The sequence below is a fragment of the Bradyrhizobium sp. P2_E8 genome, from assembly GCF_056403875.1.
This window is the reverse complement of record NZ_JBFUES010000076.1, coordinates 1-14,002: the sequence shown is the minus strand read 5'-3', so window position 1 is coordinate 14,002 and position 14,002 is coordinate 1. Positions and strand designations below refer to the sequence as shown.

13 protein-coding genes are annotated in these 14,002 nt (G+C 65.3%); 7 read left to right on the top strand and 6 right to left on the bottom strand.

The genetic code is table 11. From position 1 onward, the window contains the following. The first annotated feature begins 151 nt into the window (after window positions 1–151). Window positions 152–1,135: a threonine/serine dehydratase gene (locus tag AC1D00_RS06755; protein ID WP_477010123.1), complete on the top strand. Its 984-nt coding sequence runs from the start codon at window positions 152–154 to the stop codon at window positions 1,133–1,135. Window positions 1,136–1,306: 171 nt separating this feature from the next. Here AC1D00_RS06755 and AC1D00_RS06750 read toward each other — a convergent pair whose 3' ends face one another. Further along, window positions 1,307–3,145 carry a caspase family protein gene (locus AC1D00_RS06750; protein WP_477010122.1) on the bottom strand — a complete coding sequence of 613 codons (1,839 nt, stop codon included), beginning with the start codon at window positions 3,143–3,145 and terminating at the stop codon, window positions 1,307–1,309. Between the two features lie 192 nt (window positions 3,146–3,337). Between AC1D00_RS06750 and AC1D00_RS06745 the strand changes: the two genes are divergently transcribed. The 4 genes from AC1D00_RS06745 to AC1D00_RS06730 all read left to right on the top strand — a co-directional run bounded on the left by AC1D00_RS06745 (window position 3,338) and on the right by AC1D00_RS06730 (window position 7,152). Next, window positions 3,338–3,781 carry an RbsD/FucU family protein gene (locus tag AC1D00_RS06745; RefSeq protein WP_477010121.1) on the top strand — a complete coding sequence of 148 codons (444 nt, stop codon included), beginning with the start codon at window positions 3,338–3,340 and terminating at the stop codon, window positions 3,779–3,781. A gap of 8 nt (window positions 3,782–3,789) precedes the next feature. Then, the gene (locus tag AC1D00_RS06740; RefSeq protein WP_477010120.1) at window positions 3,790–4,311 is read left to right on the top strand and encodes a P-loop nucleotide/nucleoside kinase family protein; all 522 of its coding nucleotides are present in this window, start codon (window positions 3,790–3,792) and stop codon (window positions 4,309–4,311) included. An 84-nt stretch (window positions 4,312–4,395) separates the two neighbouring features. After that, window positions 4,396–4,755: a hypothetical protein gene (locus AC1D00_RS06735; protein ID WP_477010124.1), complete on the top strand. Its 360-nt coding sequence runs from the start codon at window positions 4,396–4,398 to the stop codon at window positions 4,753–4,755. A gap of 282 nt (window positions 4,756–5,037) precedes the next feature. Further along, window positions 5,038–7,152, top strand: coding sequence for an acetate--CoA ligase family protein (locus AC1D00_RS06730; protein WP_477010119.1), 2,115 nt, complete (start codon window positions 5,038–5,040; stop codon window positions 7,150–7,152). A 184-nt stretch (window positions 7,153–7,336) separates the two neighbouring features. Here AC1D00_RS06730 and AC1D00_RS06725 read toward each other — a convergent pair whose 3' ends face one another. From AC1D00_RS06725 to AC1D00_RS06715, 3 genes are read right to left on the bottom strand one after another with little or no spacing between them, the layout of a single operon-like run. Next, window positions 7,337–8,149, bottom strand: a complete 813-nt coding sequence (locus AC1D00_RS06725; protein ID WP_271576803.1) for an enoyl-CoA hydratase/isomerase family protein — start codon at window positions 8,147–8,149, stop codon at window positions 7,337–7,339. 41 nt (window positions 8,150–8,190) lie between these two features. Continuing rightward, entirely contained in the window at window positions 8,191–9,351 is a 1,161-nt protein-coding gene (locus tag AC1D00_RS06720) for an acyl-CoA dehydrogenase family protein (RefSeq protein ID WP_477010118.1), read from the bottom strand. Between the two features lie 16 nt (window positions 9,352–9,367). Then, on the bottom strand, window positions 9,368–10,432 hold the full coding sequence (locus AC1D00_RS06715) for an acyl-CoA dehydrogenase family protein (protein ID WP_477010117.1): 1,065 nt from the start codon (window positions 10,430–10,432) through the stop codon (window positions 9,368–9,370). A gap of 260 nt (window positions 10,433–10,692) precedes the next feature. On the opposite strand from AC1D00_RS06715, the gene AC1D00_RS06710 reads away from it, so the two are divergent. Next, window positions 10,693–11,478, top strand: a complete 786-nt coding sequence (locus tag AC1D00_RS06710; protein ID WP_135174858.1) for an SDR family NAD(P)-dependent oxidoreductase — start codon at window positions 10,693–10,695, stop codon at window positions 11,476–11,478. Window positions 11,479–11,647: 169 nt separating this feature from the next. On the opposite strand, the gene AC1D00_RS06705 is transcribed toward AC1D00_RS06710, so the two are convergent. Both AC1D00_RS06705 and AC1D00_RS06700 read right to left on the bottom strand, forming a co-directional pair. Then, on the bottom strand, window positions 11,648–11,920 hold the full coding sequence (locus AC1D00_RS06705; RefSeq protein WP_083926312.1) for a GlsB/YeaQ/YmgE family stress response membrane protein: 273 nt from the start codon (window positions 11,918–11,920) through the stop codon (window positions 11,648–11,650). Window positions 11,921–11,962: 42 nt separating this feature from the next. After that, the gene (locus AC1D00_RS06700; RefSeq protein WP_135174857.1) at window positions 11,963–12,559 is read right to left on the bottom strand and encodes a YidB family protein; all 597 of its coding nucleotides are present in this window, start codon (window positions 12,557–12,559) and stop codon (window positions 11,963–11,965) included. Between the two features lie 161 nt (window positions 12,560–12,720). Here AC1D00_RS06700 and AC1D00_RS06695 point away from each other — a divergent pair, with 161 nt between their 5' ends. Further along, on the top strand, window positions 12,721–13,722 hold the full coding sequence (locus AC1D00_RS06695; RefSeq protein ID WP_477010116.1) for a 2-dehydropantoate 2-reductase: 1,002 nt from the start codon (window positions 12,721–12,723) through the stop codon (window positions 13,720–13,722). Window positions 13,723–14,002: the final 280 nt, after the last annotated feature.

The following is a 14,002-nucleotide window of genomic DNA, read 5'->3' as shown; positions in this document are numbered from 1 at the left end:
TTTCCGTTCCGATGGATCGGACCGGGCTCTAGATTCTTGTTTTGACGCGTTTTCTTCACGCGAACCGGTATCCACTTCGCTCTAAAACGCTTTCGAAACCCTCGCGCGGAGGTGTCTTGCCCGGGCCTCATCCGCCGCGATAAGGTCAGCCATGACCGAACAGCCCCTTCCGATCGGCCCCGCCGATATCGATGCCGCAGCGCGGGTGATCGCGCCCTTCGCCATCCGCACCCCGCTGTTGTCCTTTCCCGTGCTCAACGAGCGCGTCGGCGCCAAAGTGTTCCTGAAGCCGGAGATGCTCCAGCGCACCGGCTCCTTCAAGTTCCGCGGCGCCTTCAACAAGGTCGCCTCGATCCCGCAGGACCAGCGCGCCGGCGGCGTCGTGGCATTCTCCTCCGGCAACCACGCCCAGGGCGTGGCGGCGGCGGCCAAGATCCTCGACATGCAGGCGACCATCGTGATGCCTGCGGACGCGCCGCTGTCGAAGCGCGAGCGCACCAAATCCTATGGCGCCGAGGTCGTGCTGTACGACCGCGACCGCGACGACCGCGAGGCGATCTCGCGCGGCATCGCCGAGAAGCGCGGCGCGACGCTGGTCAGGCCCTATGACGATCCTTTCGTGATCGCAGGGCAGGGCACCGCCGGCCGCGAGATCGCGGAAGACATGAAAACACTTGGCCTCGCGCCCGACATCGTGGTGGCACCGGCCTCCGGCGGCGGCCTGATCGCCGGCGTCGCGACCGCGATCAAGGCGCGATACCCGCTGGCGCAGATCGTGGTGGCCGAGCCCGAAGCATTCGACGATCACAACCTTTCGCTGACTGCGGGCCATCGCGAGCCGCATGCGCCCGCGGGCCGCACCATCTGCGATGCGCTGATGGCGCTGATCCCCGGCGAGATGACCTTTGCGATCAACAGCAAGCTGCTCGCGCGCGGCGTCACGGCATCCGACAAGGAAGTCGGCGCGGCGGTGGCGTTCGCCTATCGCGAGCTGAAGCTGGTGGTCGAGCCCGGCGGCGCCGTCGGCCTTGCCGCGCTGCTCGCGGGACGTCTCGACGTCGCCGGCAAGAACGTCGTCATCGTGCTCTCCGGCGGCAATGTCGACGCGGATCTGTTTGCCGAGCTGGTGGCTTAGTCGTCATTCCGGGGCACGCGAAGCGTGAACCCGGAATCTATAACCACGATAATGAGTATGGATTCCGGGCCTGCGCCTTGCGGCGCATCCCGGAATGACGACGTTTGAGGGCTGACGCGACGAAGGGGCAGAGCGTCGCCGCTCTGCCCCTTTTTCGTTCGTGTGTCGCGATCAGTGCATCAAGCCGCGCTGATTGTTGCCGCTGCCCATGGCGGGCGCCTGGTTCATCGACTGCCGGAAGTTGTTGCCACCGTTGTTGACCATACGGTTGGTCGCATTGAGCTGCGGGCGGTTGTTCTGCTGGTTGTTCTGGACTTGCACCTTGTTCACCGGGTTGTTGTTGAGCTTCACGATGCCGGTGTTGCCGTTGTTGACGCGGATCGGGTTGTTCTGCGTCTGAACGACCGGCTTGGTCTCGACAGTCGTGCCGCCCTTGCCGACATTCACCGGCATGCTCACGATCTTGCCAGGCGTGCCATTGGTCTTGCCGTTGGCAGTGCCGGCATTGTTGCTGCCGCCATTCTGCGTGGTGTTGTTGGTCGCGGGCAGCGTCACGATCTTGCCGATGCCGCCATTGTTGGTCGTGGTGTTGGTCGGCGCGGGCAGGGTGACGATCTTGCCCGGGGTCGGCGACGGCGTGCCGTTCTGGTTCGGCTGGTTGTTGCCCGCCGGCAGGTTGACGATCTGGCCGCCATTGCCGAGCTTGCCGATGACGTTGCCGTCGACAGGCTTCTGCACGACCGGCAGATTTCCATTCATCTGACCACCACCATTGCCCTGCTGCATCGGCATGTATTTGGGCTGGCCCAGATTGCCGATCTTGAAGGTCGGCGCAATGTTCTGCGGAGCCAGGAACTTCGTCGCCTGCATCAGCGGGATCAGCTTCGGCTGCGCTGCGAGCTTCAGCGCGGACACGGCGTAGGGGCTGTTGCCATAGCTGTCGTAGAAGGTCTGGTAGCCGAGCGGCGAGTTCGCGAGCACCGCCTTGTGCCAAGCCTGCGTGAGCAGGAGGTTGTTGAGCAGCCAGCGGATGTGATCGCACAGCGGGTCGTGCGGATACATCTGGATGAACTCTTGATAGTACTCCGGCCGTCCCTCTGACACGACGTAGTCATAGGCCTGGCGGGTCGAGCGGCTCGGCAGGTTGGAGGCCATCTGCACGACGGGCGCATTCACCGGCGCGCGGTTGGCGGCGACGGCGGTGTCGCCGAAGAAGGTGAAGTCTGATGTCAGCGACGAGCTCTCCCACGGGATCTGCGCGCCGCTGGTGGTCTGGTTCACTTGCAGACGCACGCGCTTGAACAGCTGCTCGATCGGCACGTTGGGCTCGCGCGCGACGTTGAGGAAGGCCTGGGTGTAGGGGCTGTGGCCGCCGGTGCCGTCGAGCGCCTCGGCGCCCGGCGCGGTCGAATAGCCGACGATCGAGCCGTTCGGCGCATCGACGATGGCAAGGCCGCGGCCGGCGTCGTTGATGCTCGGGAACGGGTTGTTGCGGCAGGCATCGAGGATGACGATGCGCATGCGGCTCGGGATCGTCTCCAGCGTCGACATCACGTCGACCAGACGCACCGAATTGTTGACGAGCTCGGTCGGGCTCGAGACCTTGGCGTCGACGGGAACGAGATAATTCTCACCGGCGAGCTGCACGCCGTGACCGGCGTAATAGACCATCGCCACGGTGTTGGGGCCACGCGAGGACACCTTGGCGGAAAAGTCCTGCACCACGCGGAGCATGTCGTTCTGGGTCAGGTCGGTCGCGGCGACCACCTCGAAGCCGGCCGAATTCAGGAACTTCGCCATCGACTCGGCGTCGTTGTCGGGGTTCACGAGCTGTGGCGCGTTCTTGTAGTTCGAATTGCCGATCACCAGCGCCACCCGCTGCTCCGGGCCTTGCAGCGCGGCAGGAGCCGGCTCGACCGGGGCGACTTGCGCGGAAACAGGCCCGCAGGCGAAGCCGAACAGGCTTCCGATGAGGCCCGCAGTCATCAGGAAAGGCTTTAGGCGGAACATGGCGTGCTCCTCTGGCACTGATCTCGATGCGAGATTGGTTGCGATGAAGCTTGGCCGCGTTCGAGCCAGGGGTCCGTGATCCCTATCACCATGGGTGGCTGCGTGATCTGAATCACGCTTGGAACCTGCTATGGTGAATCGTCGGTTTCGCCGGCGACAGAAGAGACAAGCCTTCAGGGGAAATGCCGTCACATGCTGAAATCGATCGATCCGATCCTGACGCCCGATCTGCTCTGGCTGCTGGCCTCGATGGGCCATGGCGACGACCTCGTTTTCGTCGACGCCAATCATCCGGCAACGCGCATCGCCAAAACGACATCCTCGCAGCGCCTGATCCGGTTGCCCGGCATGGGCATGGAGACGGCCGCCCGCGCCATCATGTCGGTCTACCCGCTCGACGATTTCGATCCCGATCCGGTGCGCGTGATGATGCCCGTGGACGATCCTGATCGCGTGCCCGACGTGCAGCGTGCGGTGCTTGCGGAGATCGAGCGCGCCGCCGGCCGCACTGTCGCGCCCGGCAAACTCACGCGTCCGGATTTCTATCGCGCGGCGGCGGCGAGCTTCGGCGTCGTGAAGGTCGGCGACAGCAGGGGCTATGGATGCTTCCTGATCCGCAAGGGCGTGATCAGTTAGAGGCCGCTATGAACCGATCATCTACATCCGCACTCATCGTGTTCGGCGGCCTTCCGGGCACCGGCAAGACCACGATCTCTCGCGAACTCACCGTTCGGCTGGCGGCGACATATCTTCGTATCGATGCCATCGAGCAGACATTGCGGGACGCAGGGCTCATCGTCGGCGCAGCCGGCTATGCCGTCGCCAATGCGCTGGCAGCCGAAAATCTCAAGCTCGGTCGCATCGTCATCGCGGACTGCGTCAATCCGGTGCTGGCAAGCCGCGTTGCATGGCGACAGACGGCCTCGCAGAGCTCGGCATGCATGGTCGAAATTGAAGTGGTTTGCAGCGAACCGGCGGTGCACAGGCAGCGCGTGGAAAGCCGTTCACCCGATATCGATGGTCTCAACCTTCCAAGCTGGGATGAAGTCGTGAGCCGTCCCTATCAGCCGTGGGATCGGGAGCATCTGGTGCTTGATACGGCCGAGAGTACGCTCGATCATCTGCTGGACCGCGCGGAGGCCCATGTCCGCGAGAAGATCGGCTAGTCTCTCATCGGAGTCTGGTGAGACGATAAGTCTCGCACTCGAATTTGAATGGCCTTCCTGCATTCGCCTGTCTATGGTCGATCCATGTCGCGCCTTATGTGTCTATCTGTTGCTGTCATCCTGTCGCTGCTGCCCGCGGTCGCGCCCGCTGCGTCAATTCAAAAACGCCCCAAGCCGGTCTGGCATGGCTACGGCTTCCTGCCGGGCTACCGTCAACCGCTGAGCAACAGCATTCCGCTCTACAAACAGAAGGACGCAATGCGGCGCCTTGCGCGCAACGACCGGCGCCATTGGTACATCGATCCGGTTCCCCAGTATTATCGCTGGGATGGCGAGTGGCACTATTTCGGCCAGCCCGGCTTTGGCGGCAGCCGCTACAATGGCGGCAGCTTCGGTCCGTGCTGGACGCGCACGCCGATCGGCGCGGTGTGGAATTGCGGGTGATKGGGCGGGTGCGGCGGTCAATCCGTCATTGCGAGCGAAGCGAAGCAATCCAGAATTTCTCTGCGGAAAGACTCTGGATTGCTTCGCTGCGCTCGCAATGACGGGAGTAAGCAGCGCGCTCGCATCGATCACCGTCACCCTGAGGTGCTCGCCTCTTCGGCGAGCCTCGAAGGGCGACGGCCACGGCGGGGCCGTTCATCCCTCGAGGCTCCCCGCGCGGTGCTGTGCACCGCGCGGCTCGCGCCTCAGGATGACGGATAGAGACAAGAGCAAGGGTTCAACATGCCGCATCCGCTCGACAGCTTCTTTTCGCCCGCGAGCATCGCGCTGATCGGCGCCTCCCGCGATCACGAGAAGATCCCGGGGCGGCTCTTGTCGATGCTGCGCAAGAACGAGTATCCCGGAAAGATCTACCCGGTGAACCCGAACTACGCCGAGATCGACGGGCTCGTCTGCTACAAATCGATCGCGGAGATCGGTGCGCCGATCGATCTCGCCGTCGTCATCATTCCCGCCCGTGCCGTGCTGCCTGCACTCGAGCAATGCGCCGCCGCCGGCGTCAAGAATGCGGTCATCATCTCTTCCGGGTTCGCGGAGGAGGGCGGCGACAGTGCAGCGATGCAGGATGCGATCGCGACGCTGRCCAAGCGCACCGGCATGCGGATCTCCGGTCCGAATGCCGAGGGCTTCTTCAGTCAGGTGCAGTGCGTGGCGGCGACGTTCAGTCCGGCCGTGGACGTCAAGCCCGGTGTGGTGCCGCTTATCGCCACGCAAAGACGGATCGGCATCGTCGCGCAGAGCGGCGGCATCGGCTTTGCCTATTATCACCGCGCCCGCGCGCTCGGTGTCGCCGTGAGCTACGTCGTCAGCGCCGGCAACGAATCCGATCTCGGCGCCGGCGAGTTCCTGGATTACCTGGTGCAGGACGCCTCGACCGACGTGATCCTGCTGTTCATCGAGGGCATCCGCGACGTCGACAAGTTTCTCGCGGCTGCGCGGCGGGCGGCTGAAATGAAGAAGCCCGTCATCGTGACGAAAGTCGGCCGCTCCGGGGCAGGTCAGCGTGCCGCGGCCTCGCATACCGCGAGCATGGCCGGCTGGTCGGCAGCCTATGACGCGGTGTTCGCGAAATACGGCTTCATCGTCTCCAACGATCTCGACGAAGCGCTGACGATCGCCGCAGTGCTGGCAAGCAACCCGTTGCCGAATGGCGATCGCGTCGCCGTCGTCACCGTCTCCGGCGGCGCCGGCATCTGGGGCGCGGATGCGGTGGCGCTGCGGGGGTTGCAGGTGCCCGAATTGTCCGAGCCGATCCAGGCGGAGATCAAGACGCTGATGCCGTCCTATGGCACCGCGCGCAATCCGATCGACGTCACCGCGCAGGGCGTCACGTCGGGTGGTCTCCAGAAGAGCGTCGATCTGCTCACGGCCTCCGACGAGGTCGACGCGATCCTGGTCGTGCTGTCGCTCTCCAGCGAGGTGCGCAAGCCCTTCAGGGAAGAGGAGCTGACGTCGGTGCTGGCGGCGCAGCACAAGCCGGTGGTGTTCTATTCCTACACGGTGCCGTCCGACTTCGCGCGGCGCGAGCTTGGCAAATCCGGCGTCGTCGTGCTCTCGGGTCTGACCCATGCCGGCGTCGCGATGCGGCAGCTCGTCGACTACGCCCGATTCGAGCTGCCGAAGCCTGCGGACGAGGCGCGGCCGCCGTCACGGGATCTCTCCGTGCATCTGACCTCGCCGGTTCTGTCAGAGGCCGACAGCAAGGCGTTGCTGCGCGCCGCCGGCATCGCGTTGCCGGACGAGGTGCTGGTGAAGGACAAGGCAGGGCTCGATGAAGCGGTCGCCCGAATCGGCTTCCCGCTGGTGATGAAGATCCAGTCGCCCGACATCGCGCACAAGAGCGAGGTCGGCGGCGTGCGCGTCAACATCGCCACCAAGGGCGAGGTGTTTCTGGCGTTCGAGGCCTTGCTCGCCAATGCGCGCAAGCACCGGCCGGAGGCCGTGATCCAGGGCGTGCTGGTCGGCCCGATGGCAAGGCGGGGCGTCGAGATCATCGTCGGAACGATGACGGACGAGACCTTTGGCCCGATGGTGATGGTGGGTCTCGGTGGGATCACCACGGAACTGTTCCGTGACGTCGCCTATCGCCCGGCGCCGGTCGGCGCAGAAGAAGCGAGCGCGATGCTGGCGGGATTGAAGGCGGCGCCACGCCTGAACGGCTTTCGCGGAGCTGTGAAGGCGGACGTTGCGGCGCTATCGCAATTGATCGCCGACATCTCCGTGCTCGCCGCGCGCCACGCGAGGCAGATTGCGGAGATCGAGCTCAACCCGGTGCTGGTGCACGCCGAAGGGCAGGGCGTGACGATCGTTGATGCGCTGGTGGTGGGAAGGAAATAGCAGCCACACCTACCGCCGTCGTCCCGGACAAGCGAAGCGCAGATCCGGGACCCATAACCACAGGGTGTGGTTTGACGAAGACTCGGAGTTACCAGCTTGCGCTACGACTCCTCCCTGTGGTTATGGGTCCCCGCCTTCGCGGGGACGACGGGAGAGGTTGTCGAAGCACCGGCGCGATAGTTGACTACCGCCCCCTGAAATTCGCCGCGCGCCGTTCTTCCGTGGCCTTGACGCCTTCCTTGAAGTCTTCCGTTGCGCGCAGGCGGGTCTGCTCGGCGAGCTCGTGGTTGGTCGCGGCCATGACGCGGTCGGCGAGGCTGGCGCGCATCGTCGCGCGGGTCGACAGCAGGCCGAGCGGAGAGCACTCGGCGATTTCGCCGGCGAGCTTCATCGCGGCCGACTTCACCTGGTCCTGCGGCACCAGCTCGTTGGCGAGCCCCCATTTGACCGCTTCTTCGCCGGTGACGCGGCGGCTGGTGTAGAACATCAGCTCGGCGTTGTTCTTGCCGATCAGATCCGGCAGCGTCACGGTCAAACCGAAGCCGGGATGGAAGCCGAGTTTTGTAAAGTTCGCGGAGAACCGTGCTTCGGGGCAGGTGACGCGGAAATCCGCGGACACCGCGAGACCCAGGCCGCCGCCGATGGCTGCGCCCTGCACGGCCGCGACGATCGGCTTCTTGGCGCGGAAGATACGCACGGCCTGGATGTAGAGATGGCTGATCGGGCCAAGATTGTCCGCCGGATCGCCCTTCTTGTTAGCCTCGCGCGCTTCCTGGGCTTGTCGCGCCGGGTCGCCAAAATTGGCGCCGGCGCAGAACGCCTTGCCCTGCGCCGAGAGCACCGAGGCGCGGATCTCGATGTCGCGGTCGAACTCGTCGAGCGCATCCGCGATCTGGTTGATCAGCGAGATGTCGAAGAAGTTGAGCGGCGGACGGCGGATCTCGATGGTGCCGACGTGCCCGACCTTTTCGACGCCGATATCTGTATAGGTGCTCATGATGATCCTCGATTGAATTAGCGCAAGCCAAGTCCGCGCGACTAGCGCAAACCAAGCCCGCGGGCGATGATGCCGCGGAGCACCTCGGTGGTGCCGCCCTGGATGGTGAGTTTCGGTGCGGTCTTGATGGCGAAATCGAGCTGCCGCTCCAGCGTCTCGCGGTTGGTCGCGGTCTCCTCGACGAATGCGGCGAGGTCGCGCACGCGATGCGGAAGCTGCTGCTCCCAGACCGTGCCGATGTCCTTGACGATGGACGCTTCCACCACGGGCTCCTTTCCGGCTTGCAGCATGCCGGCAACGGAGACCGACATGCGCCGCATGGTGTGGAGCTGCGCCACCAGCCGGCCGATGCCTTCGGCGCTGCGCGTGTCCGGATTGGGGCCGACCGCGCGGACGAGCTCGGTCAGAACGTAGTAGGTTTCCAGGAAGCGCTCGGGGCCCGAACGCTCATAGGCGAGCTCCGATGTGGCTTGCTTCCACGCACCGTCGACTTCGCCGAGCACGTGATCGTCGGGTACGAAGAAGTCGGTGAAGACGACCTCGTTGAACTCGTACTGGCCCGTGATCTGGCCGATCGGGTTCACCTTGATGCCCGGCTGCTTCATCTTGACCAAGAACTGCGTCAGGCCGTGACGGCGGTTCTCCTTGGTCGGCGGCGACGTCCGGAAGATCGCGATCATGTAGTCGGCGATGTGCGCCGACGAGGTCCAGATCTTGGTGCCGTTGATGAGATAGCCGCCGTCGGCCTTGGTCGCGCGCGTCTTCGCCGCGRACAGGTCCGAGCCGGAGTTCGGCTCGCTCATGCCGATCGCGAAGCAGATCTCGCCGCGGCAGATGCGCGGCAGGATCTCCATCTTGATGTGCTCGGGCGCATATTTCAGCAGCACCGGTCCGCTCTGGCGGTCGGCGACGAAGAATCGCCGCGTCGGCGCATTGGCCACGCGCATCTCCTCGGTCACCACGTAGCGTTCGAGGAAAGAGCGCTCCTGGCCGCCGTATTTCTTCGGCCAGGTCATGCCCAACCAGCCCTTGGCACCGACCCGGCGGGAAAATTCCGGCGCGTCGGTGTCTTCGCGGTTGGGCTTGTGCGGATCGAAGGTGCCGGCGGCGATTTCCTCGGCGAGGAAGGCGCGGACTTCCTTGCGCAATTGCTCGCATTTCTCCGGCAGGCGGATCGGATCGAAACGGAGGGCAGCGGTCATGTGTTTCGTCTCCCGATCAACGCGAAGCTACGAGCGGCCACAATTCGTCGGCGCCGCGCCGGGCCACCAGCTTGCCGAGCTCGACGGCCCAGTGGCTTTCCGAACCGAAATCGTCGCGCCAGGCCAACGCGCGCAGCGAATACCGGTGCAGGATGTGCTCGCTGGTGAAGCCGATCGCGCCATGGACCTGATGCGCGATGGCGCCGCCTTTTTCGGCGGCTTCCGCGCAGCGGATCTTTGCCGAGGCGGCCTCGAGGTAGACCTCGTCGTCGAATGACTTTGCGTTCGCGATGGCGTCGGCCGCGGACGTCGCGGCCGCAAGCGCGGCGGCGGATTCGCCGGCGAGACGGGCGAGGTTGTGCTGCACGGCCTGGAATTTCGAGATCTTCTTCTCGAACGCGACGCGCTCGTTGGAATAGCGCACGGAGATGTCGAGCATCGCTTCCAGCGCGCCCGCGATCTGAAGGCTGCGCGCGACACCGCCCATCAGCATGAGGGTGGTCTGGTCGAAGCCCTTCGGCGCCGGCTTGACCGTGATTGGCTGGATCTTGTCAAGCGTGACGGTGTCGCTGTGGTCGTAACCGACATTGAGTCCGGATTCGATCCGGGCCTTGCTGGCATCGACCAGCGCGATCACGGCGCCGTCCTTGCCATGCGCCAGCACGACAAAATGCTTTGCGGCTTTGGCGAAGGGCACGCCGCGGGCTCGGCCGGAGAGCGCGCCGTCGGCATCGTGCGTGATGCGATCCTTCGGCGACGCCGGGACGACCGTCATCTCGCCTTCCGGCGAAGAAATCCTGGCCTGCGCCAGCAGCCAGCCCGCCAGCATGGTTTCGGCGAGGGGGACCGCGACCGCGAAGCGGCCGGCCGCGTTGAGCAGCGCAAAGCCGTCGGCAAGGCTTGCGCCGGAGCCGCCGAGATCATCGGGCACCCAGGACAGCGGCAGCCCGGCTTCGCTCAGCGCCTGCCACAGCGGCGCCTGCCAGGAATCCTTCTTGTCGTTGTTGATGGTCTGCGGATCGGCGAGATCGGCGAAGATTTTTTCCGCGGTCTCGACGACGATATTGTCACTCTCCGCCACAGCGTTCCCCGTGTTTTGCCATTGGCGCGTCCCGCCAAGTCAAGCCGGCGCGCGGTCTCTTCTTGCGCCCGATGATCTGAAAAAGCCATGGCCCTGACAAGCGTTGATCGCAGGCCCATCTGCGGCGCCGGCATGGGCGCGAGAACCGGTCTGGACTAATTCCGCTTAGCGGAGTTTGCTCGATTTGCAGCGTGCGGCAAACTCGCTAAACAGGGCCAGCGACTTAAGGCTTGCATCAGATACAGGGGAAGGAAATCCGGATGGCCAAAGACAGCTTGTGCGCAATCGTGACGGGGTCCGCATCCGGACTTGGGGCTGCGACCGCGGAAATTCTCGCGCGGAGCGGGGCGCGGCTCGTCATCAACTATTCGTCGAGCCAGAAGGAAGCCGAGGCCACGGCAGAGCTCTGCCGCAACGCGGGCGCTGCGGAAGTCCTGGTCGCCCAGGGCGACGTTTCCAAGGATGTGGATTGCCGCAAGATCGTTGCGGCAGCCAGCGGCTGGGGCCGGCTCGACGTGCTCGTCAACAATGCCGGCACCACCAAGCACGTCGCCCATGCCGATCTCGACGGATTGTCGGCGGAAGATTTCCAGCGCCTCTACGGCGTCAACACCATCGGCCCGTTCCAGATGGTGCGTGCGGCGCGCAGCCTGCTGGAAGCCGGCGCGAAGGCGTCGGGGCGGGCGTCGGCGGTCGTGAACGTGTCGTCGGTGGCGGGCATCAGCGGCGTCGGCTCGTCGATCGCCTATGCCGCGAGCAAGGGCGCGCTCAACACGATGACGTTGTCGCTGTCGCGGGCGCTGGCGCCGCTGATCCGCGTCAACACGGTATGCCCCGGCTATATCGACACGCCCTGGTTCACCAAGGGCCGCGGCGAGGCCGGCGCAAAGCAGGTGCGCGACAGCGTGGTGGCGAAGGTGCCGCTGAAGGTCGCCTCGAGCGCGGAGGACATCGCGCAGCTCGTCTGCTTCCTGGCGATGCCGGCCTCCAGCAACATGACCGGCGAGGTTGTGCGCATGGATGCGGGGATGCATTTGATTACGTGAAGTCGCGCGGCAAATACAGGTGTCGTCCCGGCGAAGGCCGGGACCCATAACCACAGGGCGTAGTGTGGCGAAGACTCGGAGTTGTCAGTCTTCGCCAAACTTCTCCCTGTGGTTATGGATCCCGGATCTGCGCGCGCTTGGGGCGCGCTTGTCCGGGACGACGAGGGACCTACCCCTTTATCACGCCGCTCGCCACCAGCCGGTGCCAGATGAACAGCACCACCACCGCGCCGATCGTGGCCATGATGAAGCCGGCGCCCTGGTCCGGGCCGTAATGGCCGATCGCCTGGCCGATGAACGTCGCCAGAAACGCACCGGCGATGCCGAGGATGGTGGTGAGGATGAAGCCGCTCGGATTGTTCGGCCCCGGCGCGAGCCAGCGCGCGATGAGGCCGGCGATGAAGCCGACGACGATGATCCACAACAGGCCGCCCATGCTCATGACAATGCTCCCCTTCCCGAGAACGCGCAGATCAATCTTCGACTAGATTCTGCCCGAGAGTTCGTTCTCGGTCGGCAGCCGTCCGTCCGGCGTCAGGTGGTCGATCACCTGCGGCAGATATTGGCTGAGGCCGGAGAGCAGCTCCTGGCGCGACAGGCCGCTCTGGGCGGACAGGCTCTCGATCTGGTCCGCGCCGAGTGCGCTCGCGAGATCGCCGGGCGCGATCGGCTTRTTCTCGCCCTTGCCGACCCAGGAATTCGCGGCCTCGCCGTGGCCGCCCTGCTGGAGCTGATTGAGGAGATCGCCGAGGCCGCCGCTCAGGACGGTGCCGGCCGCGCCGCCTGCGAGCAGGCCGCCGAGGCCGCCTTTGAGCAGATCGCTGAGACCGCCGCCGCTTCCTCCGGGAAGCGTGGCGTTGCCGGTATTGACAGGCGTCGGAGGCGGCAGCGGTGAGCGCTGCTGCGGGGCAGGCGCCGCATCCGGCTGGCCAGCCGTCAGATGCTTGAATGCCTTCCAGGCGAGCAGGCCGAGCAGCGCCATGGTCATCGGCGACATGCCGCCGGAGGATTTCTCGGAGCTGGGTGTGCTGGGGCCGCGCGGGCCGTTCTGCATGCCATTGAGGACGTCGAGTAGACCCATGGTGCTCTCCTTTGGCGTCTCGTTCGGCGAGTGCTCGCCGCTGACTGCCCCCGGGGCGAGAACATATGGGGCTCGCATGACGGTTACAAGGCGGCTGCGACGCGATGGGCAGCTGGCCTCGCCTCTGCTATCGAAGGCCGGTCATTCAGGGAGCGAGGTCAGTGGTTACGGATCGACCGATCGTGGTGGCCGGCGCCGGCGCCATCGGCTGTTTCGTCGGCGGCATGCTGGCGGCGGGCGGCCGCCGCGTCGCGCTGCTGGTGCGGCCGCGGGTGAAGACCGAGATCGAGCGGTTCGGCCTGCGGCTGACCGATTTCGACGGCTCCGAGAAGAAGCTCGGGGCCGGCCAGCTCGCGCTGTCGGAAGACCCTTCGATCTTCCACAGCGCCGGCATCGTGCTGGTGACGGTGAAGAGCGCCGACACTGCCGATGTCGCGGAGCAGATCGCGCAGCACGCGCCGCAGGATGCCGTCATCGTGTCCCTGCAAAACGGCGTCGGCAATGTCGCGGTGTTGCGCGAGCGCCTCGGCGGCCGGCGCGTGCTGGCCGGCATGGTGCCGTTCAACGTGATCGCGATGGGCGAGGGCCGCTTCCACCGCTCGACCTCCGGCAACATCCATGTCGGAGAGGACGCCGGGAACACGGCCGGCGCGCTCTCGGTATCTGGCCTTTCGATGCGCGCGAGCAGCGACATCACCGGCGTGCAATGGGGCAAGCTGATCATCAACCTGAACAACGCGCTCAGCGCCTTGTCGGACATGCCGCTCGCCGCGCAACTGGCAAGCCGCGACTGGCGAAAATTGTTCGCCGACCAGATGGCAGAGGGGCTGGCCGCGATGAAGGCCGCCGGCCTCAATCCGGTTTCAGCGACGCCGATCCCGCTGAACTTGACGCCGACATTGCTGAAATTGCCCGACATGATCTTCAACGCGATCCTCGGGCGGACCATGAAGATCGATCCCGAGGCGCGCTCCTCGATGTGGCAGGATCTGAAGCAGGGCCGCAAGACCGAGATCGACTATCTCCAGGGCGCGGTCATCGCGCTTGCCGAGCAGAACAATGTCGATGTGCCGCTGATGCGCCGCATTGTTGCGCTGGTCAAGGAGGCTGAAGTCGCTGGCAACGGCCCGCCCGGGCTGACGCCGCAGCAGATTCGCGGGTAGCGCCTGGGTGCATGCCGCGCGACCGAAGGAGCAACGATGACGCGTTTCTTGATGATCGGATTCGCACTGGCCGTGCTCTGCGGCGCGGCCACGCTTGCGGAAGCCCGGCCGCCAACGGTCATGAACTCTCCCGGCTATGACAGGCGGTTGCAGGAGAGCAGGTCGCAGTTGGGCAGTTCACCGGCGACGGCGCCAGCGGATGCGCCGGTGGTCAAACCGAAGCGCAGCAAGAAGAAGCGGCCGAACTGACGCGCGGGGTCGCGTGCGCACAGGTTGGCGC